The organism is Leisingera sp. M523 (assembly GCF_025141335.1).
In the GTDB taxonomy this organism is placed as follows: Bacteria; Pseudomonadota; Alphaproteobacteria; order Rhodobacterales; family Rhodobacteraceae; genus Leisingera.
The window spans coordinates 2985930-3009203 of the sequence record NZ_CP081036.1 but is presented as its reverse complement, the minus strand read 5'-3'; the positions used below and the strand labels follow the sequence as shown (position 1 = coordinate 3009203).

At 63.1% G+C, this 23274-nt stretch carries 28 protein-coding genes; 16 read left to right on the top strand and 12 right to left on the bottom strand.

The features are described from left to right. Positions 1 to 40 precede the first annotated feature (40 nt). The 5 genes from uvrC (at position 41) to K3557_RS14815 (ending at position 4111) form a co-directional block, all read left to right on the top strand. On the top strand, positions 41 to 1930 hold the full coding sequence (gene uvrC, locus K3557_RS14835) for an excinuclease ABC subunit UvrC (protein ID WP_259990028.1): 1890 nt from the start codon (positions 41 to 43) through the stop codon (positions 1928 to 1930). Positions 1931 to 2002: 72 nt separating this feature from the next. Further along, entirely contained in the window at positions 2003 to 2614 is a 612-nt protein-coding gene (locus tag K3557_RS14830) for a DUF922 domain-containing Zn-dependent protease (RefSeq protein WP_259994734.1), read from the top strand. Positions 2615 to 2743: 129 nt separating this feature from the next. After that, a complete protein-coding gene (gene pgsA, locus K3557_RS14825) occupies positions 2744 to 3415 on the top strand; it encodes a CDP-diacylglycerol--glycerol-3-phosphate 3-phosphatidyltransferase (RefSeq protein ID WP_259994732.1) in 672 nt (223 codons plus the stop codon). Then, complete coding sequence (gene moaD, locus K3557_RS14820) at positions 3415 to 3660, top strand: molybdopterin converting factor subunit 1 (RefSeq protein WP_129369804.1); 246 nt, start codon at positions 3415 to 3417, stop codon at positions 3658 to 3660. Before pgsA ends, moaD begins: the two co-directional genes overlap by 1 nt. Positions 3661 to 3664: 4 nt before the next feature. Then, positions 3665 to 4111, top strand: a complete 447-nt coding sequence (locus tag K3557_RS14815; protein WP_259994730.1) for a molybdenum cofactor biosynthesis protein MoaE — start codon at positions 3665 to 3667, stop codon at positions 4109 to 4111. 341 nt (positions 4112 to 4452) lie between these two features. Here K3557_RS14815 and K3557_RS14810 read toward each other — a convergent pair whose 3' ends face one another. Genes K3557_RS14810 through ubiA form a run of 3 tightly spaced genes read right to left on the bottom strand, consistent with a single transcriptional unit; the run spans position 4453 to position 7679 of the window. Next, positions 4453 to 4767: a hypothetical protein gene (locus K3557_RS14810; protein WP_129369806.1), complete on the bottom strand. Its 315-nt coding sequence runs from the start codon at positions 4765 to 4767 to the stop codon at positions 4453 to 4455. Then, entirely contained in the window at positions 4767 to 6656 is a 1890-nt protein-coding gene (locus tag K3557_RS14805) for an OmpA family protein (protein WP_259994729.1), read from the bottom strand. The genes K3557_RS14810 and K3557_RS14805 overlap by 1 nt, the downstream gene beginning before the upstream one ends. 60 nt (positions 6657 to 6716) lie before the next feature. Then, positions 6717 to 7679: a 4-hydroxybenzoate octaprenyltransferase gene (gene ubiA, locus K3557_RS14800; RefSeq protein WP_259994728.1), complete on the bottom strand. Its 963-nt coding sequence runs from the start codon at positions 7677 to 7679 to the stop codon at positions 6717 to 6719. Positions 7680 to 7691: 12 nt separating this feature from the next. Here ubiA and K3557_RS14795 point away from each other — a divergent pair, with 12 nt between their 5' ends. The 5 genes from K3557_RS14795 to K3557_RS14775 all read left to right on the top strand — a co-directional run bounded on the left by K3557_RS14795 (position 7692) and on the right by K3557_RS14775 (position 12170). Beyond that, entirely contained in the window at positions 7692 to 8417 is a 726-nt protein-coding gene (locus K3557_RS14795) for a 16S rRNA (uracil(1498)-N(3))-methyltransferase (protein ID WP_259994727.1), read from the top strand. Continuing rightward, on the top strand, positions 8418 to 9398 hold the full coding sequence (locus K3557_RS14790; RefSeq protein WP_259994726.1) for a hypothetical protein: 981 nt from the start codon (positions 8418 to 8420) through the stop codon (positions 9396 to 9398). It abuts the gene before it with no gap. Further along, positions 9395 to 9922 carry a hypothetical protein gene (locus tag K3557_RS14785; protein ID WP_259994725.1) on the top strand — a complete coding sequence of 176 codons (528 nt, stop codon included), beginning with the start codon at positions 9395 to 9397 and terminating at the stop codon, positions 9920 to 9922. The genes K3557_RS14790 and K3557_RS14785 overlap by 4 nt, the downstream gene beginning before the upstream one ends. Before the next feature lie 65 nt (positions 9923 to 9987). Then, entirely contained in the window at positions 9988 to 11358 is a 1371-nt protein-coding gene (locus K3557_RS14780) for a glutamate--cysteine ligase (protein ID WP_259994724.1), read from the top strand. 71 nt (positions 11359 to 11429) lie between these two features. After that, the gene (locus tag K3557_RS14775) at positions 11430 to 12170 is read left to right on the top strand and encodes a GGDEF domain-containing protein (RefSeq protein WP_259994723.1); all 741 of its coding nucleotides are present in this window, start codon (positions 11430 to 11432) and stop codon (positions 12168 to 12170) included. Here the strand turns inward: K3557_RS14775 and K3557_RS14770 are convergent. The 3 genes from K3557_RS14770 to K3557_RS14760 form a co-directional block, all read right to left on the bottom strand. Then, positions 12167 to 12988: a fatty acid desaturase gene (locus K3557_RS14770; RefSeq protein ID WP_259994722.1), complete on the bottom strand. Its 822-nt coding sequence runs from the start codon at positions 12986 to 12988 to the stop codon at positions 12167 to 12169. The genes K3557_RS14775 and K3557_RS14770 overlap by 4 nt on opposite strands. Positions 12989 to 13174: 186 nt before the next feature. Then, positions 13175 to 13711 carry a GbsR/MarR family transcriptional regulator gene (locus tag K3557_RS14765; protein ID WP_259990055.1) on the bottom strand — a complete coding sequence of 179 codons (537 nt, stop codon included), beginning with the start codon at positions 13709 to 13711 and terminating at the stop codon, positions 13175 to 13177. Between the two features lie 123 nt (positions 13712 to 13834). Beyond that, on the bottom strand, positions 13835 to 14308 hold the full coding sequence (locus tag K3557_RS14760; RefSeq protein ID WP_259994721.1) for a YHS domain-containing (seleno)protein: 474 nt from the start codon (positions 14306 to 14308) through the stop codon (positions 13835 to 13837). Between the two features lie 240 nt (positions 14309 to 14548). On the opposite strand from K3557_RS14760, the gene K3557_RS14755 reads away from it, so the two are divergent. After that, positions 14549 to 14899: a hypothetical protein gene (locus tag K3557_RS14755; protein ID WP_259990058.1), complete on the top strand. Its 351-nt coding sequence runs from the start codon at positions 14549 to 14551 to the stop codon at positions 14897 to 14899. On the opposite strand, the gene K3557_RS14750 is transcribed toward K3557_RS14755, so the two are convergent. Genes K3557_RS14750 through K3557_RS14725 form a run of 6 tightly spaced genes read right to left on the bottom strand, consistent with a single transcriptional unit; the run spans position 14889 to position 18941 of the window. Then, a complete protein-coding gene (locus K3557_RS14750) occupies positions 14889 to 15161 on the bottom strand; it encodes a hypothetical protein (RefSeq protein WP_259994720.1) in 273 nt (90 codons plus the stop codon). The two genes, K3557_RS14755 and K3557_RS14750, sit on opposite strands and share 11 nt — an antisense overlap. After that, the gene (gene plsY / locus K3557_RS14745) at positions 15158 to 15763 is read right to left on the bottom strand and encodes a glycerol-3-phosphate 1-O-acyltransferase PlsY (protein WP_259994719.1); all 606 of its coding nucleotides are present in this window, start codon (positions 15761 to 15763) and stop codon (positions 15158 to 15160) included. Before plsY ends, K3557_RS14750 begins: the two co-directional genes overlap by 4 nt. Then, positions 15763 to 17073 carry a dihydroorotase gene (gene pyrC, locus K3557_RS14740; RefSeq protein WP_259990064.1) on the bottom strand — a complete coding sequence of 437 codons (1311 nt, stop codon included), beginning with the start codon at positions 17071 to 17073 and terminating at the stop codon, positions 15763 to 15765. The genes plsY and pyrC overlap by 1 nt, the downstream gene beginning before the upstream one ends. Further along, complete coding sequence (locus tag K3557_RS14735; protein ID WP_259994718.1) at positions 17070 to 17453, bottom strand: hypothetical protein; 384 nt, start codon at positions 17451 to 17453, stop codon at positions 17070 to 17072. The genes pyrC and K3557_RS14735 overlap by 4 nt, the downstream gene beginning before the upstream one ends. Then, entirely contained in the window at positions 17453 to 17986 is a 534-nt protein-coding gene (locus K3557_RS14730; RefSeq protein WP_259994717.1) for a hypothetical protein, read from the bottom strand. The genes K3557_RS14735 and K3557_RS14730 overlap by 1 nt, the downstream gene beginning before the upstream one ends. 4 nt (positions 17987 to 17990) lie before the next feature. Further along, on the bottom strand, positions 17991 to 18941 hold the full coding sequence (locus tag K3557_RS14725) for an aspartate carbamoyltransferase catalytic subunit (RefSeq protein WP_259990069.1): 951 nt from the start codon (positions 18939 to 18941) through the stop codon (positions 17991 to 17993). Positions 18942 to 19147: 206 nt separating this feature from the next. Between K3557_RS14725 and K3557_RS14720 the strand changes: the two genes are divergently transcribed. From K3557_RS14720 to K3557_RS14700, 5 genes are all read left to right on the top strand, one after another. Beyond that, entirely contained in the window at positions 19148 to 19912 is a 765-nt protein-coding gene (locus K3557_RS14720) for a uracil-DNA glycosylase family protein (RefSeq protein ID WP_259994716.1), read from the top strand. Positions 19913 to 19927: 15 nt separating this feature from the next. Continuing rightward, a complete protein-coding gene (locus K3557_RS14715) occupies positions 19928 to 20527 on the top strand; it encodes a metallophosphoesterase family protein (protein WP_259994715.1) in 600 nt (199 codons plus the stop codon). Next, the gene (locus K3557_RS14710) at positions 20524 to 21144 is read left to right on the top strand and encodes a LysE family translocator (RefSeq protein WP_259994714.1); all 621 of its coding nucleotides are present in this window, start codon (positions 20524 to 20526) and stop codon (positions 21142 to 21144) included. The genes K3557_RS14715 and K3557_RS14710 overlap by 4 nt, the downstream gene beginning before the upstream one ends. 1 nt (position 21145) lies before the next feature. Beyond that, positions 21146 to 21688 (top strand): molybdenum cofactor biosynthesis protein B, encoded by a 543-nt coding sequence (gene moaB, locus K3557_RS14705; protein ID WP_259990077.1) that lies wholly within the window; start codon positions 21146 to 21148, stop codon positions 21686 to 21688. Between the two features lie 127 nt (positions 21689 to 21815). Continuing rightward, the gene (locus K3557_RS14700) at positions 21816 to 23270 is read left to right on the top strand and encodes an efflux RND transporter periplasmic adaptor subunit (RefSeq protein WP_259994713.1); all 1455 of its coding nucleotides are present in this window, start codon (positions 21816 to 21818) and stop codon (positions 23268 to 23270) included. Positions 23271 to 23274: the final 4 nt, after the last annotated feature.

Genomic DNA, 23274 nt, shown 5'->3' with positions numbered 1-23274 from the left:
AACATTGCAGCCAAGGACGGGGAATCATATGTCTGGACGCATGACTGACCAGCCCGCCGCCCCCCCCGTGGATTCGCCCGCCGAAAAGCCAAGAACCGGCTATGCCGTGATCCAGGATTACCTCAGAACACTGGATGCATCGCCCGGGGTTTACCGGATGCTGGATGCCGACAGCCGGGTGCTTTACGTGGGCAAGGCGCGCAACCTCAAGGCGCGGGTGTCGAACTACAGCCGCCCCGGCAACAGCCCGCGGATCGAGCGGATGATTGCGCTTACAACCTCGATGATGTTTCTGACCACGCGGACGGAAACCGAGGCGCTGCTGCTGGAGCAGAACCTGATCAAGCAGCTGAAGCCCAAGTACAACGTGCTGCTGCGTGATGATAAAAGCTTCCCCAATATTCTGGTCGCCAAGGATCACGGGTTTCCGCAGATCAAGAAGCACCGCGGGGCGCGCAAGCAGAAGGGCAGCTATTTCGGTCCCTTTGCCAGCGCGGGCGCAGTAAACCGGACCTTGAACCAATTGCAAAAGGCGTTCCTGCTGCGCAACTGCTCGGATTCGATGTTCGAGGCCCGCACGCGCCCCTGCCTGCAGTATCAGATCAAGCGTTGCTCGGCGCCCTGCACCGGGCTGATTTCCGAGGCGGGGTATGCCGAAAGCGTGCGCGACGCTGAACGGTTCCTGTCGGGCCGTTCGACCAAGATCCAGGAGGAGCTGGCGGAACAGATGATGGCGGCCTCGGAGGCAATGGAATTCGAGCGCGCCGCGGCGCTGCGCGACCGGATCAAGGCGCTGACCCAGGTGCAGTCCAGCCAGGGCATCAACCCGCGCGGCGTCGCCGAGGCGGATGTGATCGGCTTGCATATGGACGGCGGCCAGGCCTGCGTGCAGGTGTTTTTCATCCGCGCCAACCAGAACTGGGGCAACCAGGATTTCTACCCGCGCGTCGATGCCGACAACAGCCCGGCAGAAGTCATGGAGGCTTTCCTGGGCCAGTTCTACGGCAACAAGGAACCGCCGCGGCAGCTGATCCTGTCGGATGCCATTGAAAACGCCGACCTGATGGAGGCGGCGCTGGGCGGGAAGGCAGAGCGCAAGGTCGAACTGCTGGTGCCTCAGCGCGGCGAGAAGACCGAACTGGTGGCCTTTGCCGTGCGCAACGCCCGTGAAAGCCTGGCCCGCCGCATGGCCGAAAGCGCGACCCAGACAAAGCTGCTGCGCGGGCTGGCCGAGGCCTTCGGGCTGGACGGCCCGCCGCAGCGGATCGAGGTCTACGACAACTCCCACATCCAGGGCACCAATGCGGTGGGCGGCATGATCGTGATGGGGCCGGAAGGTTTCCTGAAAAACGCCTATCGAAAGTTCAACATCAAGGGCGACGACCTGGTGCCGGGCGATGATTTCGGCATGATGAAGGAAGTGCTGAACCGCCGCTTCTCGCGCTTGCTGAAGGAGGATCCGGACCGGGACAAAGGCCTCTGGCCGGATCTGCTGCTGATCGATGGCGGCGCGGGGCAGGTTTCCGCCGTGGCAGAGATCATGGCGGAACACGGCGTGCAGGACATCCCGATGGTGGGAGTGGCTAAAGGCGTCGACCGCGACCACGGCAAGGAGGAGTTCCATCGCACCGGTGAACGGGCCTTTGCCCTGCAGCGCAACGACCCGGTGCTGTATTTTGTCCAGCGGATGCGGGACGAGGCGCACAGGTTCGCAATCGGCACCCACCGCGCCAAACGCGCCAAAGCGATGAGCGCGACACCGCTGGACGAGGTGCCGGGTGTCGGCGCCTCCCGCAAGCGCGCGCTGCTGGCGCATTTCGGCAGCGCCAAGGCGGTGAGCCGCGCCAATCTGGCCGACCTCAGGGCAGTGGATGGGATTTCCGAGGCTCTGGCCGAACGGATCTACGACCACTTCCACGCGCAGGGGTAGGGGCGGGTATTTGGGGGCCGGCCGGTTTCGTGCTAAATCTGCAGGGCAGCCTTTTTACTGCCCGGAGGAATTATGCCCGTATCCCTGACCATGAAATCTGTTGTCTACGACACCTATTCCGTGTCTGGAAAAACCCTGCCTGACATAGCCAAAAGCATCAAAAGCAAGGGGCCGAAGGATCCAAACGACAATAAGAAGGTGGCTTTTTTAACCACCACCGAGCTGGAGTGCCTGACCGCCAAAGGCAAGTATGTGGCGGACGGCAAACCCAAGATCGAAAAGAAGACCGGCTGGTTTGAAGTGAAGGCTAAAGTCTCAGCGCTGAAGCTGGTCCTGAACCCGTCTATCCGCTGCCCGAAACGGTCAGTCAGTGGGCTGTCGCCGCGGGCGCTGGTTGAATGGTACCGGTTCTATGCATGCTGTCTGGTGCATGAGGCGCAGCATGTGGATAAGGCCAAGAAGGAATGCGAGAAAATCGCCAAGGAGCTGAACAAGTTGAGGGGAACCGGGCTGGCGGATACCGAAGCGGACGCGCTGAAGATGGCCAAAGAAGATCTGATGCGGGAAATCAACAACCATATCTTCATCGATCGCGACCGGTTGAACGAACTGCACCGGAAGTTTGACCATTCCACCCATCACGGCGAAACCAAGGGCGCGCTGCTGGACACGTCCATAGGGTGAGCGGAGCACGGCCCGCGTGCGTCGGAGGGCAGGTGCCGCCGGTTGTTGCGGCCTATCCCGGCCCGGCCATCGCCGAATTTTGATCAAGCCCGCTTTCCTCTTGCGAAACAGCCGGATAATGTGCGCGGCATGAAGTGGACTCTGCCGAATATCCTCACCCTGATGCGGCTCGTCGCAGCGCCTGGCCTGGCCGTGATGTTTCTGTATTTCTCCCGTCCCTATGCGGACTGGTTTGCGCTGCTGCTGTTTGTCACGGCGGCAGTGACCGACTGGTTTGACGGCTACCTGGCACGGGCCTGGAAGCAGGAAACCAAGATGGGCGCGATGCTGGACCCGATTGCCGACAAGGCGATGGTGGTGATCGCGCTGATGATCCTGGTGGGTTATGCTGCTGAACACTGGACCCCCTGGCTGGTGCTGCCGGCCACGGTGATCCTGTTCCGCGAGGTGTTTGTCTCGGGCTTGCGCGAATATCTGGGCGACACGGCCGGCACGCTGAAGGTGACCAAGCTGGCAAAGTGGAAGACCACCGCGCAGATGATCGCCATCGCTACGCTGTTTTCGCAAGGCATCTTCGAACATTATTTGGTGATGTCCTCATTCGGCATGGATGATCAGATCTACTCCCAGATCATCGCCGGCGAGTTGGAAGATCTGTTCGGGCTGCGCTGGAAAGAGGCTGGTGTGATCTGGACCGGGCGGCTTGGCCTCTGGCTGTTGTGGATTGCGGCAGCGCTCACCCTGATCACTGGCGCTGATTACTTGCGCAAGGCGCTGCCGCATCTGAAGGAGGCTCATTGATGGATATTCTCTATTTCGCCTGGGTGCGTGAACGCATCGGCCTGCCGCGCGAGCGGGTGGAGACTTCGGCAGCCACCGTTGCGGATCTGGTTGAGGAGCTGCGCGCCCGCGAAGACCGCTATGCCGCTGCCTTTGCCGATCTCTCTGCCTTGCGTGTTGCCTTGGATCAGGAGCTGTCTGATTTCGATGCGCCGCTGACTGGCGTGCGCGAAGTTGCTTTTTTCCCGCCGATGACGGGGGGCTGAAGCTGTGCGGATTTCGGTTCAGGAAGCACCGTTTGAACTGGGGGCCGAAAGCGACGCCTTTGCGGCCGGCGCCGAGGGTGCCGGCGCCGTGGTGACATTTACCGGCGTGGTGCGCGATGCCGATCAGGGCCGGTTGCAGGCAATGGAGATCGAATACTACCCGGGCATGACCGAAAAGGCGCTGACGGCTATCGCGGAAGAGGCCGTGAGACGCTGGTCGCTGGCGGATGCACTGGTCATCCATCGCCATGGCCGCCTTGAACCTGGCGAGCGCATCATGATGGTCGCAACCGCCGCCCGCCACCGCAAGCATGCGTTTGAGGCGGCGGAATACCTGATGGACTATCTGAAGTCCCGCGCGCCGTTTTGGAAAAGGGAAATCCTGACCAGCGGCGGCTCGGACTGGGTGGCGGCCAAAGATGCCGACGAGGATGCGCTGAAACGCTGGTGATCCGCGAACCTGGGCGGGGGCGGCTCCCGCCAGGTGTTCAATCATCAGGAGATGATTTCCGCCTGTTGGGCCCGGCACCGCGCCTTGCGCGGCGCAGCCCGGTTGCAAATGGCGCCGGGTCACAGAGGCCGCAGGCCCCGCGAGCCCCGAACGGCTTCGCCTGTATACGCCGGCTTCATATAACATCAGACAGGGCTTGGAAGGCAGACTTGCCCGTTCTGGCCTTTTTAGCAGTGAGGCAACCGCCGTGCGTCAGCACGGCGCTACGCCCAAGGCTGTTCAGACGGTGCTGGCGCAGCCAGCGCGGGCTGCAGGCGCGGGAGTGCCCCGCTGCCCCGACCTCAATGCGGGATCTGGTTGCGCAGCTCTTCGGCTTCGCGGCGGGCCTCGCGCAGGCCATCCATTGTGGCCCGCAGCTCGGCCTCGGTCTGGGTCAGCTGGTTGGTCAGCTCGGCCTCGCGCTGCTGCAAATAGGTGATCGCCTGGTCGCGGGTTTCTTCGGCCTCATGCAGCTCCTGGCTCATCCGGTCGAGGTCGGCCACATCGCTTTGCCGCACCCGGGTGAAACGGTGCACCAGCCAATTGGCGAACCAGCCCAGGGCAAAGGCCGCGAACAGGATGATCGCGGTGGTGATGATGAACTCTGTCCTGTTCATTACTCTGTGGTCTCCTGTGCGTCTTCTGCGCTTTCGGCGGCCTCTTCGCCGTTGCCCGTATCAGCGGCGTCTTCCACGGCCGCGGGGCGGATCAACTTGAATTCAATGCGACGGTTGGATTCGCGGCCGTCTTCCGTTGCGTTGTCGGCAATCGGCTCGCTTTCGCCATAGCCCTTGGCAGCAAAGGTGGAAGTGACCACCCGGCGCGCCCGCAGCTCGTTCAGCACCGATTGCGCGCGCGCCTGGCTTAGGTTCTGGTTCATCGCCTCGCGGCCCTGGCTGTCGGTATGGCCCTGGATTTCGAGCCGGACCGGCCCGCAGCGGCCAAGGACACCGGCGATCCTGTCCATGGTTCCTGTGCTTTGTGCCGCGATGGTGGCCGAACCGGGTTCAAAGGCAATCTTGGCCTCGCTTTGGGCGCTGGCAAGCTGCGCCTCGCACAGTTCCGGCGGCAGCGGCTTGTCCTTGGGTTCGGGCGGCTTTTCATAGGTGATGTCGAGGCCGTAAGTGTCGGCCTCGCCCAGTTTGGCAGAAAGGAAGCGGGCAATCTCAGCCGGGGCGTCCTTGCGGTAGCTCATGCCGCGCAGCTCCAGATTGCCGGGGGTTACCATAACCGCGCCGCGCTGCAGATAGGAGAGCGCTTCCAGCGCTGCCAGCACCCGCACCGGCCAATCGGCAGGCAGATCGGCGACAACACGGGCTGCAGTGTGCACGTTGTCCGACCCGAACCGCGCCTTGGCATAGCTGTCGGCCACCGTGCGCTGCGCCGCATCTGTAAGGCGCCCGCGCAGCTGCACTTGACCCTCGGGGCTGAGGGTCGCGGTGAATTCAGGGATGCCGCCGGCGTCCCGGGTTTCGGGCACCGGCAGGACCGCGTGCAGGGCAAAGACCCGGGGCAGGGCGTTTTCCAGCTCGCCCGCCACATGGTCAAACAGCGCGCTTTCGGTACCTTCTGCGGCGGCCAGCGTGATATCCGCATTGGCAATGGTCACCGTCCCGCCGCCAAGTTCGGCCAGGCTTGCAATGCTCAGTTCCGCCGCGCGGGCCCAGTTGGGGGAGGGCACCCCCATACCAATCACGCAATCCGCCTCATCCTGCAGCCCGGCCTTGCGGGCGGCGGCCAGAATACGGTTGCGGCTTTCCTCGCTTTCGGCGGAGCAGGCATCGAATTCTGCGCCGTCCGGTCCCAGCAGTAAGCGCAGGGTAAAGGGGGTGATCACCGGGCGCGGTGCCGCGATATCAAGCGCCAGCCGCATGCCAGGCGGGGCCTTGCGGCCAAGCTGCTCTTCCAGCTGCGCCTTGGCCTCTTCGCTGTCGGAAATGGCGGTGATCGAGACATCCCCCGTCGCCACCGAGATTTTCGCGCGTGGCAGCAGCTTCAGCGCTTCGACTGCGAAGTGCATCGACTCCTGCCAACCGTCAGGGATTGTGTATTTCGCTGTTTCCAGCAGATCGGCCACATTCTCGTCGCCTGCCAGCGCCTCAAGCTGTTTAACCAGAGCTGTGCGCCCTGTGCCCGCGGGGATCAGTCCGATAATCGAGATGCCGCTGTCATTACGCAGAATTTCCGCCGAGAACCGCGGCGGTGCCAGGCCATCGGCGGGCGGCACATCCATGCCATCAAGGATTCGCGCCGCATCGACAACCGTGCCGACTAATGATTTGACCGAGAACCGCGTCGCCTCATCCGGAGCAGTGCCTTCGAGCAGCACCTGCAAACCGTCGGAGGTTACTTCAGCCCAGGTGTAACCGCCGTCATCCAGCGCCCGGCGCACAGCCGTTTCTGTGCTCCGTTCCACTGCGGTGACGGCAAATCCGGCGGCAACAAGGCTCAGCCCGGCAGCAGCGGCAAAGGCCAGGCCCGGGATCAACAGCTTAGACAGGCGCATATGGCGGCATTTTCCCAGTTTGCGTTACAGGCTCTTACCCTGCGCGCGGCTGCGGTTCAATCACGCGAACATGGCCAGCACAAAGAAGATCAGCGGAATCAGGCCGGTATCACGGTTGAGACGGAACAACTGCAAGAGTCTTTGCGTGTTTTCCGCGTCAAAGGCGCGCAGTTGCCAGGTCAGGTGCCAGCCCATCGCCCAAGGGGCTGCCAGCGCCAGCACCAGCGCCAGCACCGATGCGCTGTCCTGCACTGCCAGGATCACCGCCAGCGCCATCAGGCTGACAAAGGCCACGATGAAGCGGCGCAGCCACATTGGTGTTTGCGTGCCGAACAGCCGGGCGGTGGATTTCACACCGATCAGCGCGTCATCCTCGGTGTCCTGATGGGCATAGATGGTGTCATAAAACAGCGTCCAGGCAATGCCCGCCAGATACAGAAGTACCGGCGGCCAGCCGAGGGTGCCGGTATGCGCCACCCAGGCCAGCATGGCGCCCCAGTTGAAGGCGAGCCCCAAAAACACCTGCGGCCACCAGGTGAACCGTTTGGCAAAAGGGTAGACCGCCACCGGCAGCAGCGACAGGATGCCCATGGCAATGGCCGCCTGGTTGAAGGTCAAAAGGATCAACAGGCCCGCCAGGCATTGCAGCCCCATCCAAACCAGCGCGCCCTTGACCGTAACCTGCCCCGAGGGGATGGGGCGCGAGCGGGTGCGCTCTACCTGGCCGTCGAAATTGCGGTCGGTGATGTCGTTCCAGGTGCAGCCTGCGCCGCGCATCAGCCAGGCGCCGCCGGCACATCCCGCAGCGATCCACAGGTCCTGCCAGCGCGGGCTCTGGTCCGACAGGATTGCCAGCGCCAGCCCCCACCAGCAGGGGATCAGCAGCAGCCAGGTGCCGATCGGCCGGTCGGCGCGGGACAGCCGCAAATAGGGCCGCGTCCACTCCGGCGCATAGGTGTCGACCCAGTTTCCACGGACCGCATCCGCAACCTGACCCTCTGGCGCTGGCTTCTGGCCTTGCATATGTAGGACCCCATGAGTGCAAAAATCAGACTGTATGTAGAGCACCCTTTGGGCGCAGGGCAATCACTTCCCTTGGATCGTGATCAGGCGCATTACCTGTTCGGGGTGATGCGGCAGGCGGCAGGGGCCGCTGTGGCGCTGTTCAACGGCCAGGATGGCGAGTGGCTGGCCGTAGTAGCCGAGGCCGGAAAGCGCGGCGGCACGCTTGTGTGCCGGGAGCAGACCAAGCCGCTGCAAATGCCGCCGGACCTGTGGCTGATGTTTGCCCCGATTAAAAAGGCACGCACCGATTTCATCGTCGAGAAGGCGGCGGAGATGGGCGCCGCCCGCATCCTGCCTGTGCAGACGGATTTCACCAATTCCGAGCGCATCCGCCAGGACCGGCTGCAGGCCCATGCGGTTGAAGCAGCCGAACAATGCGGCGGCACCTATGTGCCGGAGGTGGCGGATCTGCAAAAGCTCTCGCGCCTGCTGGACCAATGGCCCGCCGGGCGCCAGCTGATGTTCTGCGACGAGGCCGAGGCAGGCAACGCGCTGCAACTGGCGGCAGAGACGCAAAAGGGCGCGCCCTGGGCCATTCTGATCGGCCCCGAGGGCGGTTTCTCGGACACGGAGCGTAAACGTCTGCACGCGCTGCCGCAGTCCCATGTGGTCAGCCTTGGGCCCCGCATCCTGCGGGCGGACACGGCAGCGGTCGCGGCGATGACCCTCTGGCAGAATACGCTGGGAGACTGGTAAATGAATGATTTCACGCGGTTCTTTTCGCCAAAGCGGCCGGAAGACGCAGAGCGGCAGTTGACGCGGGTGCAGCGTCAGGCAAATTTGAGGTGGCCTCGCCAGCAGACGCTTTTGGGTTCGGCCCTCAGAATTTCTCCCGAGGCATCTGTTTTTCGGGGCGAGCGGGAAGCCCGTGCGGTGGTCGTCAAAAAGTTCTGGGAGCTGGAAAGCCGGCGCGCTTTTGTCGGTCAGACCACGGAGGCACTGGACAGACTTGCGTCGCTTGGACCGCATCCGGCGTTTTCCTTCAATGAACTTTTGGCCACTTCTGGGCATCTCGGGCTGGTAATCGCGAGCTTTGAAGGCGGGACGCCGGTTGACAAGCTGCTAGAAGAACCGGACGTCAACCGCAGGCAGTTGATCAAGCGCTGTTGCGATTGGCAGCATTGGGCAGAACAAGGGGACTTCGCTCAAACCGGGCTGAACACAGACGGTCTCGCTGCTGAAATCAACCGGCTTTTGCAAAACTGCGTTCAACACCGCGATGCCGGGTTGCTGGTAGAACTCGGCAGCGCTTTGCTTGACATGCTGGGTGGGCTGGCAGGAAAGCCAGTGCTGAAAGCGCCGGGTCATCCCGATTTTGCTCCGCGCAACTTTATCATGCGCGAAGACGGCATTCTATCCGCGGTAGACATTCACCGCGTTGGAAAGTTTGTAAAAACCCGCCAGTCCGCAATGTTTCTGGTGTCAAAGGACTTTCGGGAGATGGAGATTTCCCGGCCGCTTTTGTTCGGGCTGGACCGGCAGGAGCTGCGCCAGTTCCTGACCCACGGCACTGTTCCTGCCCAAGAGGTTAACTCCCTGCTGATTTTCTTCATCGGGCTTACATACTTTACCATGTACGCTAGAAATCCGGGCAAGCCACGAAAGATGCGGGTCAGGCGTCGAAGAATCCGGGTGTTTCTGGCACACCTCCGGCAAGGCAAAAGGATATCGAGATGAGTTTCATCCGCCCCGAAGCCCGCGCCGCTCTTTGGCAATGGCGCGAGGTCCTTGCAGCGGTACTGATGTTCCTGCTGGGGCTGAAATGGGCCTTCTCCGAAGCTGGTTTCACCGCGATCACCGGCTGGGCCTTTGTGGCCACCGGTCTGGCGACGGCTGTCATCGGCGCGCAGCGGATGCGCTTCCGGCGCGGCACCAGTGGACCCGGCGTGGTGCAGGTGGACGAAGGGCAGATCGCCTATTTCGGGCCGCTCACCGGCGGTGCCGTGGCCGCGTCCGAACTGGAGCGGCTGGCGCTGGATCAATCCTCCAAACCGCCGCATTGGCTGCTGGAACAGCCCGGCCAGCCGCCGCTGGCAATTCCGGTGAATGCCGAAGGTTACGAGGCGCTGTTTGACGTCTTTGCCGCGTTGCCGGGGCTTAAAACCGAACGGATGCTGACCGAACTGCGCCGCCGCGGCCCTCACCAGGTCGTGATCTGGGAGCGCGCCTCCAGCCGGCCGGAACATCAGCGCCTGCATTGACACCGGCGGTGATTCCGCCCACGACTGACCCTTCATGACAGACCTAACAGGACGGAGTGCCAGGCATGTCCATTCCCCAGTCCGGCGGCGGACCGATCGAACGCCACGAACAGCTTGCCGAATATCTTGCCGACGGCTGCAAGCCCAAGGAAGACTGGCGCATCGGCACCGAGCATGAGAAGTTCGGCTTCTGCAAGGATACGCTGAAGCCGCTGCCCTATGAGGGCGAACGCTCGATCCTTGCGGTGCTGACCGGCCTGCGCGACGGCCACGGCTGGGCACCCTTGACCGAAGGCGATAACCTGATCGGCCTGACCAAGGACGGCGCCAATATCTCGCTTGAGCCGGGCGGGCAGCTGGAACTTTCCGGCGCGCCTTTGGAAACCATCCACGAGACCTGCGACGAGGTGAACGCCCACCTGCGCGACGTGAAGGACATTGCCGACAAGATCGGTGTCGGCTTCATCGGCTTGGGGGCCGCTCCTGTGTGGCGCCATGAAGACATGCCACTGATGCCCAAGGGCCGTTACAAGCTGATGGACGGCTATATGCAAAAGGTCGGCACCATGGGCACCACCATGATGCGCCGCACCTGCACCGTGCAGGTGAACCTCGATTTCGAATCCGAGGCTGACATGGTGCAGAAGATGCGTGTTGCACTGGCGTTGCAGCCGGTGGCAACCGCGCTGTTTGCCAATTCACCGTTCCTCGATGGCAAACCCAACGGCCATAAGTCCTGGCGCGCCCGCGTCTGGCGCGACCTGGACGCCGACCGCACCGGGATGCTGCCGTTTGTGTTCGACAAGGGCTTCGGCTTCGAGGCCTGGGTGCAATATGCGCTCGATGTGCCGATGTATTTTGTGTACCGCAACGGCGAATATGTGAATGCGCTGGGCATGTCGTTCCGCGACTTCCTGAAAGGGGAGCTGCCGGCGCTGCCTGGCGAGACCCCGACGCTCAGCGACTGGGCTGACCACCTCACCACTGTGTTCCCCGAGGCGCGGGTGAAGAAATTCATCGAAATGCGCGGCGCCGATGGCGGTCCCTGGCGGCGTCTGTGTGCGCTGCCCGCTTTCTGGGTCGGCCTCACCTATGACCAATCGGCGCTGGACTCCGCTTGGGATCTGGTCAAGGGCTGGGACGCGGAAACCCGTGATGCCCTGCGCGTGGCGGCCTCGGAACAGGGGCTGCAGGCCAAGGTGGGCGGCATCGACATGCATGAATTGGCCCGCGAAGTAGTCGCCATCTCGGAAAGCGGCCTGAAAGCCCGGCAAAAGCCCGGCGCCGGCGGGCTGGTGCCGGATGAGACGCATTTCCTGAACGCGCTGAAAGACAGCCTCGACAGCGGCAAAGTCCCGGCGGATGAGCTGCTGGCACGCTACAACGGTGCCTGGGAGGGTGATCTCAGCCGTATCTACGGCGAGTTTGCCTATTGATCTGCAATGGCGGCCCTAGCGGGCCGCCTATACTTTAGATACATTGTCTTTCGGCAAAAATTTGCACCAGAATGATCCTTGGGGATAGTTTCGGGGACTTCATGCTGGCAATAAGAAATAGCGGCCAGAAATGGTTCTTTGTTGCCTGTGTGACTGTTGTTTCCCTGGCCGTGTCCTGGATAGTGACCGGTCTGACTGCGCCTGATGGGCTAAGCCGGGCTGCCTTGGTGCCTTCGACGCTGGCGCCGCTGATTATCGCACCTGTTGCCTCATACTGGGCGGCATGCCGGCTGCTTGAAATCCACATTCTGAATGAGAAGCTGCTGAATCTGGCGGCGCATGACCAGATGACGTCGCTGTACAGCCGCGATCACTTCTTCCGGCTGATCGCCGGGCTGGGCAATGATTTCCAGGGCAGCTTTCTGCTGGCGGATATCGACCGGTTCAAACTGATCAATGACACACATGGGCATCAGGCCGGCGACGAGGTTATCCGGTTTGTGGCGGGCGTGTTGAAAGAGGGAGTTCAACCCGGCGGAATCGCGGCCCGCTTTGGCGGCGAGGAATTTGTTGCGTGCTTGCCGGATGTTTCTCTGATGACCGCAATGCAAAAGGCCGAGGAGATCCGCCAAGCCATTGGTGCGCAGGCCCTGCCTGTTGGAGCGGAACGCCTTCTGTGCTCGGTATCTATCGGGCTTGGCTATCACGACGGCAGCCGGACGGTCGAGGCGGTGCTGCGCGAGGCTGATGAAGCGCTTTATGCAGCCAAGCACGGCGGCCGGAACCAGGTGAAGTCGGCAGGACGGTTTTAACGGCTCCACGGGTCCAGCCAGGGCACCACCGGCAGGCGGCTTGCGGCGTAGCCGGGCACTTGGGTGTCCAGCCGTGCAGCCAGTTCAGGCAGGCGGCTGACGGGCACTTTCGGAAACAGGTGGTGTTCACGGTGAAAAAGCATCAGATAGGCGGCCTTGGCCAGCACTCCGCGCTGGCTGCGGGCTGCCAGGTCCGAGTTTCCTGTGCCTTGATGGGTGATCCACACTGCAAAAAACGCGGTCATGCATTGGGCCGCGCCCATTGCGGCCAGATGCAGCAGCAGAAACTGCTGGCCGCTCCACAGGATCAGTCCGGCCAGCGTCGCAACGCAGATCCCGTCCCGCAGTATCCGCCGCCGCCATTTTTTGCCGCCCTGCGCCCAGCAGGCGCGGATCAGGTCAAACGGAAAGCGCGGCCCGTAGCGCAGCACTTCGCCGACGCTCATATGCCCGCAATGCCCCTCGATATCACCTGGGCCCATCGCGTGGCGGTGATGCTGCATATGGCTCCACGCGACCGAGCAGTTGCAGCCGCACATCAGCGCGCTGAGGATATGCAGAACCGCAATGTCTCCGCGCCGCTGCAGGCCAAGATTGCCGTGGATCGCCTCATGATTAAGCCGCAGCGCACAGAGGAAAAACATGAAGCTAGCCCCGGCACCCAATGGCCAAAGAGCGGAGGCATACAGCCCCCAGGACAGCCCCAGCCAGGGCAGCGGCAGGGTCAGCTCTCCCCAGCGCTGGCGGCGGGTGACCGGCAGCAGATCCTGCCAGATGACAGTGCGCGGGGCGGCTTCACGGGAAACAGGCGGGCGCATGGCAGCCTCCTTTGCCGGTGTGAAATTGGAAGGACGCGGCAACAAAAGGTGCCGCGCACAAGGTGTCCAGAGCGTCAGGCGGGTTCACAGCGGGCAGAGCTTTGACGCCGTTGGTTGCAGATATTCCTGTCATTAGAGAAATCACCTCGCAAATTTTTTTGACCAGGGAGCGTTTTCAGCCCGCATTTACTCCTGTTTCTTCACACCGGGCAGGAAACGCGCCACCTTGGCGCCCAGCTTCAGCACAGCCAGATGCACCGACCGGGGCAGGCGGGAGAAATCCGCGTACCAGTCGTCGAACATCCGCATCACCCGCAGGGTCTCGCCCATCCGGTCCTTGACCGCCTTGGGGGTGTTGTCGGCCTCGGCCTCTTTCATCACGTCGGCCAGCGCCCGAAGAGTGGGGGCAAACTCGCGCTCGCGCCGCGCGGCAATCACCGCGTCGACCAGGTCGAACATGTCGCGGATCGAGGTGAAATGATCACGCCGGTCGCCCAGCTGGCGGCTGACCTTGACCAGCCCCTGCGCCTGCAGCTCCTTTAGCCCGTTCGAGACATTGGACCGGGCCAGCCCCAGAACCTCGCAAATCTCATCCGCCGTCATCGGATTTGTTGCGATATGCAGCAGCGCGTGGATCTGCGCCACCGACCGGTTCACTCCCCAGCGGGAACCCATCTCGCCCCAGTGAAGGATAAAGTTCTGCATTGCGGGGGTCAGTTTCATCACAGTGTCCTGAAGTTTCTGTAATGACAGAAAATTGAAAAACCTGTGTCGTGTCAAGTCAAAGAAAACCGGCGGCAGGTTGCCCCGCCGCCGGCTGTTCGCTTGTGAGTGGTGGATTACCGGTTACTGCTGCAATGCCGCCGGATCTTTGTCTTCGATATCTTCCCAGTTCACATCGGCCTTCTCGATGAAACCGGGGATGTCGCCTTCCCAGCGGGTCTGAATGTCTTTGGCGAGGTTCAAATACAGCTTGTCGTCGACGATTTTCCAAAGCGTCGGATCGCCGTCGAACTTAAAGCCCATGGCGGCGCCAAAGGCGCAGTAGCCGCCGTAGGCCGGCAGGTAGGCATCTGGGTTCTTTTCAAATTCAGCTTTGTTTTCTTCCGAGGCGAACCGGTACATCGCGTCATTGTGGAGCGCGGTGATTTTCCAGTTGCCCGGGGTCGGTTCCCCAACGGTGAAATACGCAACCGGGTCGTATCCCTGCAGCGCAAGGCCGGTTGAGGAGGCGTTGAGTTCTACACCGGCAGCCATAGCAGAAGTCGCCAGAGCAACCGAAAGCGCCACACCGCTCACCAGAGCTTTTACTTTGTTCATGGATCCCGTCCTTTCAATACCGGCCGGGACTGCAGCGAATTTGCGCCCGGCTGGTGTTCCATAATACGTGCCGCGGTATGCTGCGGGTCACGGCACTGATGTGGAACGCCGGGCGATCACGTTCAAAACAACTCAATTTGAATGTGCATCAGACGGTGGCCCTCTGTGCATTCATGCGCAGAACGGGTGACAGCACCGCCGCCGGCAGGCAAAGTGGCCGCAGACAAAATGGAGACAACAATGACACGTGGATTACCCAGCCGCCGCGCGGTTCTGAGCGGGCTGACGGCTTTTGCTCTCTTCGCGGCCCCGGCCAGCGCGCAAAACGTCAGTGGTGTTTACCGGGCCGAAGGGCGCAATCCCGACGGCAGCGCTTATTCCGGAACCGTGCAGATTCAGGACAATGGCGGGACCGTGGACATGCAGTGGAAGATTGCCGGGCAATCCTATTCCGGCAGCGGTTCGCGCAATGGCGATGTGATATGGGTGAACTGGGGCCAGACCCATCCGGTGGTCTATGTGCGGATGCCCAGCGGCGAGCTGCACGGCACCTGGGGCAATGGCCGTGCGCTGGAGCGGCTTATTCCGTGACCTGAAGCGTTAGCACAAAGCGGATCACTTTTTCCTTGGGCATTTCGCGGGGCCTCAGCTGCGCGCCAATAGCCAGCCGGTACAGGTTGAGGCTGATGTAATCCCTGCCGCCGCGTTCATGGGCTACCAGCTTCTGAGCCTTGCCGCCGGCCAGATCCTGGCGGGTTACTGCGTAGTGCCGCCCAGCCGCAGAACCGTAAAAGGCACCCAGCGGCAGCGCATCAAAAGCGGTCAGAAACGCGGCCGGCCAGCCATGGCTCACTTCTGGCCGATCCGCGGCTCGGTGCCTGCACGCAACCGCGCGATATTGGTCGAATGGCGGATGAAAACCACTGCTGCCAGCAACACCGCCAGAACTGCAACCTGCTGATAGCCCAGCACCAATGCCCAAACAGCGCCTGAGGCTGCCGAGACCAGCGCCCCCATCGACGATATCCGGCTGGCTGCCGCTGCTGCCAGCCAGGTCAGGCAGCAGGCAATGCCCACCGGCCAGGCCAGCGCCAGCATCAACCCCAGGAAAGTAGCAACCCCTTTGCCGCCCTTGAACCCCAGCCAGACCGGGAAGCAATGGCCCAGAAAGGCCATCAGCCCTGCCGCTTGCGCCGCATCCTCGCCGGCCAGGGAGCGGGCCAGCAGCACCGCCGCCGCGCCCTTGCCGCCATCCAGGATCAGTGTCAGTGCCGCGGCGGCTTTGCTGCCGGTGCGCAAAACGTTGGTGGTGCCGATATTGCCAGAGCCGATTTCACGCAGGTTGCCCAGCCCGAACAGACGGGTGACGACCATGCCAAAGGGAACCGACCCCAGGCCGTAGCCAATCGCCGCCCACAGGATCATTACGGCAGCAGAGCTTTCCAGAACAGGCATCAGTCCCTCCGGTAGACGGGCTCACCCGCGACATATGTGGCCTCAACCCGCCCCTGCATCCGCTGGGTGTCAAATGGCGTGTTCTGCGATTTCGAGCGCAGTTTGAAGCGGTCCAGCACAAACGGCACGTCCGGATCGAACAAGACCAGGTCCGCAGGCGCGCCTTTGGCCAGGCGGCCGCTGTCCAGCCCCAGCCGTTTAGCCGGGTTCAGCGACATTGCGCGGAACAGGGTGGGCAGGTCCAGCAGTTCGGCATGATACAACCGCAGCGCTGCGGGCAGCAGGGTTTCCAGCGCCACGGCACCGGCGGCGGCTTCTTCAAACGGCAGCCGTTTGCTTTCTTCGTCCTGCGGCGTGTGCATCGAGGAGATGATATCGATCAGACCTGTGCGCACAGCCTCAACAACCGCCAGCCGGTCGTCTTCGGAGCGCAGCGGCGGCTTTACCTTGAAAAAGCTGCGGTAGCCTGCCACGTCCAGCTCATTCAGGGTCAGGTGGTGGATCGAGGTGCCCGCAGTGATATCCAGACCGTTGGCCTTGGCGCGTTCCAGCGCGGGCAGGGCGCGGGCTGTGGTGATCTGGTCGGCGTGATACGTGGCACCGGTCATTTCCAGCAGCGCAATATCGCGGTCCAGCCCCATCCGCTCGGCCATTGGCGACACGGCTGGCAGGCCATAAAGCGCGGCGAACTTGCCGGAGGTCGCAGCCGCTCCGGCGCTTAGCACCGGTTCCTGCGGGTGGGCAATGACCAAGGCGCCGCAGGAGCGGGCATAGGTCAGCGCGCGCTGAAAGACCTTGGTATTGCCGGTCACATGGTCGCAATCGGAAAACGCCACCGCGCCGGCATCCATGAGGAAGCCGATCTCGGTCATTTCACGCCCTGCGCGCCCTTTGGTCAGCGCCGCCATCGGCAGCACATTCACCGGCGTATCCGCCTGGGCGCGGCGGGTGACGAATTCCAGTGTTTCCGGGCTGTCGATGGCAGGTGTTGTATCGGGGCGGGTGACGATGGTGGTGACCCCGCCTGCCGCCGCCGCAAGGCCCGCAGACTTGTAGCTTTCCTTGTGCCGCTCGCCCGGCTCGCAGACCTTGACGCCGATGTCGACGATGCCCGGCGCCAGGCATTTGCCGCCGCAGTCCTGACGGACCGCATCCTCCGGCCTGATGTTGTGCGCGCGCAGCAACCGGTCAGGATCTCCGGCGTTCTTTTCAATTGCCGCGATCCGCCCGTTCTGCACCAGTACCGCGCCAGGCGCATCGGTGCCTGCCTCAGGATCAATCAGGCGGGCGTTGGTGAAGAGAGTGGTCATGCCTTGGCTCTTTCAATTGCGTGAAGCGTTGCAGCCGGGTTGGCCTGGTATTTGATCAGGTGTTTGTCGCCGGTCCTGGTGATCACCTGCACATAGCTGCCCATGGTTTTGACAGCTTCGATTTGGGTCAGCGGGATGTTGCGTTCTGCTGGGCCGGTGAGGGCCGTATCCGTCAGGGTCCAGACCACCGCCAGCTCTTCGCTGGCCATATACCAGCCGCGCAGGGCGATGGCGGCCAGCCCGCCAACAGCGCCGGTCCAGATATGCGGGCTGTCCAGGAACCACAGAACCGCCATTGCGCCGCCCATGCCAATCGCTGCCATCCAGGCGTGAGCGCGGACATAGGCGCTGCGGTCCGGTTTGAAATCGGTCTCTGCCATCAACCCATCAATGCCCAGACAAGCAGTGCAGTCAGCAGCATCACCACGGCAAACAGAGCAGCGCCAATGCGGCGGGCCTGGGTGCGCGCCTGCCGCGGGGAAAGTTTGGGGGCGGAATAGGGCTTGGCGCTTTCGGCGGTTGCGGGCGGCGCGCTCCAATTGGTCTGCCGCTCGCCGTATGTGTCCACCAGGGTGATCTGCTCTGCCGGGGTCAGCCGGGTTTCGACGCCGTCAAAGGCGCGCGAGCGGATCAGCAGCACATGGCCATCCAGCGCGTCCAGTATCCCGCGGGCTTTCTCGACCTGCGCCCGCGGTACACCGCAGCCTTCGGTCAGGTAACCGGTCAGGCCGATGTCTTCCAGGTCGGTGACCGGGAAGATCTCCACCTGATCCATGTCCAGCGCCTCGATCCCCAGCACCTGCGCCAGCGCGCCGGGTTCCATCAGGAATGCCGCCTGCTCAGGCCGCATATCGAGTGTAAACAGCCGGATCACGCCGCGCTCTCCGGCGGGGATATGGATCACGCCCTCCACCTGTTCAGCCTGCCTTCGCCTGGCGTTCGGCGCGCAGGTTGCGGGCCAGCAGGTCCATCGCCGCCATCCGCACCGCGACCCCCATCTCGACCTGCTCCTGAATGACCGAGCGGTTGATGTCGTCGGCCAGAGTGCCGTCGATCTCAACTCCGCGGTTCATCGGGCCGGGATGCATGATGATGGCGTCGGGTTTGGCCTGCGCCAGCTTGTCGGCGTCAAGGCCGTAGCGGTGATAATATTCGCGCTCCGACGGGATAAAGCCGCCGTCCATGCGCTCTTTCTGCAGCCGCAGCATCATCACCACGTCTACGTCCTTCAGGCCTTCGCGCATGTCGTCATAGATCTCGGCGCCGAATTCGGCGAACTGGCCGGGCACCAGAGTCGGCGGGCCAATGAGGCGGATGCGGTTTTCCATCTTGCCCAGCAGGATCAGGTTCGAGCGGGCGACGCGGGAATGGGCAATGTCGCCGCAGATCGCGATGTTCAGCCGGTGCAGCCGGCCTTTGGAACGGCGGATGGTCAGCGCGTCCAGCAGCGCCTGGGTTGGATGCTCGTGTTTGCCGTCGCCGGCATTCAGCACCGCGCAATTCACCTTCTGCGCCAAGAGATCCACCGCGCCGGAATGCGGATGACGCACCACCAGAAGGTCCGGATGCATGGCGTTCAGCGTCATCGCGGTGTCGATCAGGGTCTCGCCCTTTTTGATCGAGGAGGCCTGCATCGCCATATTCATAACATCAGCGCCAAGGCGCTTGCCTGCCAGCTCGAAACTCGCTTGGGTACGGGTGGAATTCTCGAAGAACATGTTGATCTGAGTAAGCCCCGCCAGCACGTCGGAATGCTTCTCCGGCCGGCGGTTCAGGGCAACATATTCATCGGCAAGATCAAGAATCGCGGTGATCTCATGCGGTGTCAGCGGTTCGATGCCAAGCAGGTGGCGGTGTTCGAAGGACATATGGGGCAGCTCCGCTTGATTTGCGGGTTCTTATAGGCGGGGTGCACGCGTGCGGCAAGGCGTTGCGGCGGCGGCAGGCGGTGCGCAGGCGAGGGGCCGGCCCGTCGCGCTCCCCGGAGTGTTTCTGAAAAGATGAAACACTTGAATTTGCAAGATGGCCGCGGAGAGGTGTTCCGCTTGGGCTGCGGGCAGAGTAGCTTGAGCGAATGGAATCGGCATTGGATTACTGGAGCGCCCGGGCGCTGTTGGAGTGGCAGGCGGAGCTTGGCGCAACCGAGGCGCTTTGCGACGCGCCAGTGGACCGCTATGCGCTGGAGCAGGCTGCGCCGAAGCCGAAACCGGGTGCAGCCCCTGCGCCGCCGCCCAAGCCTAAGGACGCGGACCCTGTTGATGTGGCACAGAAGGCCGCCAAGAGGGTGGCATCCCTGCCGGCCTTGCGCGATGCCTTGGAGGGTTTCAGCCATTGCGACCTGAAACGCGGCGCGCGTAATCTGGTGTTCTCGGACGGGCAGGCCGGCGCGCGGGTGATGATCATCGGAGAGGCACCGGACCGGGATGAGGATCTGCAGGGCAAACCGTTTGCGGGCCGTGCCGGTCAGCTTCTGGACAAGATGCTGGAGGCCATCGGCCTGTCACGTGCCGAGAGCGTCTATATCACCAATGTGCTGCCCTGGCGGCCGCCGCAGAACCGCGATCCGCTGCCAGTGGAAATCGCAATGCTGACCCCGTTCCTGGAGCGGCATGTGGCGCTGGCAGAGCCGGATATTCTGGTCTTGATGGGCAATATCAGCTGTCAGGCAGTGCTGGGCAAACGCGGCATTACCCGGCTGCGCGGGCAATGGGATCAGGCCTGGGGCAAGCCGGTGCTGCCGATGTTCCACCCAGCCTATCTGCTGCGCAAGCCGCAGCAGAAGCGGCAGGCCTGGGGTGATCTTCTTGAGCTGAAGGCACGGCTGGGCGCCCTGTCCTGACGGAGGAGGAGCCTCATGAAGATTCTCGCGTTTTCAGATCTGCATCTTTCAAGCAGCCACGCGGTGGAAATCGTGGCGGCCAGCGCAGGTGCTGATCTGGTGATTGGTGCAGGTGATTTTTGCAATATGCGCCAGGGACTGGACCGGGCCGTGGCGATGCTGGCTGGGTTGAAGGCGCCGATGGTGGCGGTGCCCGGCAATGGTGAAAGCGCTGGTGAGTTGCGTGCTGCGGGGTTTCCCGGCACAACAGTGCTGCATGGCGAGGGAATTGATTTTGAGGGGCTGCGTCTGTTCGGCCTCGGCTATGGCGTGCCTGAAACACCCTTTGGCAGCTGGTCCTGCGACCTGAGCGAAGTTCAGGCGGCAGCGATGCTGGCTGCCTGTGATCACGCGGATATTCTGGTCTCCCATTCACCGCCCAAGGGGCTGGGGGACGTGACCTCGGGCGGGCTGTCCGTCGGCTCCATGGCGGTCCGGGCAGCGGCGGAGCGGATCCAGCCGCAATTGCTGCTCTGCGGCCATGTGCATGATTGCTGGGGCTTTCGCGGCAGCATAGGCAGGACGCAGGTGGCCAATCTGGGCCCTTTGGTGAGCTGGTTTGAGGTGCAGCCTTGATTGATGCGGTAACTTTGCTCGCGTTCATCCCGGCAGCGCTGGCGCTGAATCTGACACCGGGCGCGGACATGATGTTCTGCCTTGGCCAGGGGCTGCGCTCGGGGCGCGGGGCGGCGGTGGCGGCAAGTGCCGGGATATCCGCGGGCAGCATGGTGCATGTGTCCTTGGCGGGGCTGGGGCTGGGGGCGGTGGTTTCCGCGATACCTGCGCTGTTTGATCTGATCCGCTGGGCGGGTGTGGTCTATCTGCTGTATCTGGCCTGGGATGCTTTGCGCCGCGGACCGGCGCCGGATGCGCTGCCGCAGCAGCGCGGGGACGGCGCTTTTCGCAGCGGGCTGCTGGTCAATCTGACCAATCCCAAGGTGATCCTGTTCGTGCTGGCCTTTGTGCCGCAATTTGTGAAACCCGAGGCCGGCCCGGTGCTGGTGCAGTTCCTGGTCTTCGGGTTGATCCTGGCCGTGGGTGGTTTCTTTATCAACGGGCTGATTGGCGTTTTTGCCGGCCAGGCCGGGCAGCGGCTGACCGGTTCGCCGGTGTTCGCGCGCTGGCTGAGCCGGGTTTCGGCCGGAATTTTTGCAGGGCTGGCCGTGCGGCTGGCGATTATGGAGAGGGCGTGAAATGTCCCGGATTGACGAAAGCATGGATTTCATCCCGGTCCGCATTGCGGTGCTGACGGTGTCGGATAGCCGCAAAATGGAGGATGACCGCTCTGGCCAGGTTCTGGTGGACCGGTTGCGGGACGCGGGCCATACCCTTGCCGGGCGCAAGATCATTCCTGACGAGCGCGCCGAAATTGCCGCGCAGCTGCGCGCCTGGATCGCCGACCGGGAAGTGGATGTGGTGATCTCCACCGGCGGTACCGGCCTGACGGGCCGCGACGTGACGGTGGAAGCGCACCGGGATGTCTATGAAAAGGAGATCGAGGCCTTTGGCACCGTCTTCACCCATGTCTCGATGCAGAAAATCGGTACCAGCGCGGTGCAGTCGCGCGCCACCGGCGGCGTTGCGGGCGGCACATATCTGTTTGCACTGCCCGGCAGCCCTGGCGCCTGCAAGGACGGCTGGGATGAAATCCTGTCAAAACAGCTTGATTACCGTCACCGGCCCTGCAATTTCGTGGAAATCATGCCCAGATTGGAAGAACATCTGCGCCGGAAGTAATCCCGCACGGCGTGTAACCTCGTAAACCTGTGCGGAAAATCGTATATTTCCAAGCGGGCACAAAGCATTTGCGCTTTGGCTGGCCGCATCGGCGGTCCCGGCAGCATCCGCACCGGAAGGGAGAGACATGCGCTTTTTGCGTCAGAGTGTGACTGGGGTGTTCCTGGCGGCCTTAACGGCAGCGTTGCTGCTTTATGCCGGGCAGCTGGTTTTCAGTGCGATTGACGCACAGCTGAATGCGGAGAAAAAAACACCGCCAGTGCGTGAGCGGGTGTTTGCGGTCAATGTGGTGACAGCGGATCTGCAGACCGTGGCGCCGGAGCTGACGGCCTTTGGCCGGGTGGAAAGCCGCCGCGCACTGGAGCTGCGCACAGCAGTGGCGGGCCGGGTTGTGCACCTCTCTGAGGATTTCGAGGACGGCGGCGCGGTCCGCGCAGGTGAAGTGCTGGTGCAAATCGATCCGGCGGATGCGCAGGCCGCACTGGACCGGGCCGAGGCCGACATGATGGATGCCCGCGCCGAGGAACGTGATGCCACCCGGGCGCTGATCCTTGCACAGGACGAATTGCAGGCCACCCAGGACCAGGCGCAGCTGCGCGAACGGGCCTTTCAGCGGCAAGTGGATCTGCAGCAGCGCGGTGTTGGCACCGCCGCAACGGTGGAAACAGCCGAGCTTGCGGCGGTGCAGGCGCGCCAGGCGGTGATCTCGCGCCGCCAGGCCGTCAGCCAGGCAGAGGCGCGTGTGGATCAGGCTGCCACCCGCGTGGCCCGGGCGCAGATCGCGCTGGACGAAGCGCAGCGCGAGCTGGACGACACCACGATCATGGCGGGTTTTGACGGGACTTTGCAGGCGGTTAACCTGGTGCAGGGGCGGCTGGTCTCGGCCAATGAAAAACTGGCGGACTTGGTTGATCCGGATCTGCTCGAGGCAGCGTTCCGGGTTTCCACTGCGCAATATGCCCGGCTGCTTGATGCCGGCGGCCATCTGCTGCGCGCGCCGGTGCGGGTGTCGCTGGATGCCGCCGGTGCAGGGTTAAGTGCCGCCGGGCAGATTTCCCGCGCCAGCGGGGCTGCCGGTGACGGGCAGACCGGGCGGTTGGTTTATGCCCGGCTGCAGGCTGCGCCGGGGTTTGAACCTGGCGATTTTGTCACCGTAAAAGTGACCGAGCCTGAGGTCGCGGCGGTGGCCCGTGTTCCGGCCTCGGCGCTGGGCGCGGATGGCTCGGTCCTTGTGCTGGGGGCTGAGGACCGGCTGGAGACACTGGCCGTCGAACTGGTCCGCCGTCAGGGCGATGACGTGCTGATCCGCGGTTCGGGACTAGAAGGCCGCGAGATCGTGACCGGGCGCACGCCGCTTTTGGGCGCTGGCATTAAAGTGCGCCCGTTGCGCCAGGGTGCCGGGGTGCAGGCGCTTCCGCAATTAATCGAGCTGACCGACGAACGCCGGGCCAGGCTTGTGGCGTTTGTCGAGGGCAGCAGCGTGATGCCTTCCGCAATGAAAGAACAGATGCTGCAGCAACTGGCCGAGGCCAGGGTGCCCGTCAGGCTGGTGACCCGGATTGAATCCCGGATGGGGGGCTGAGGGT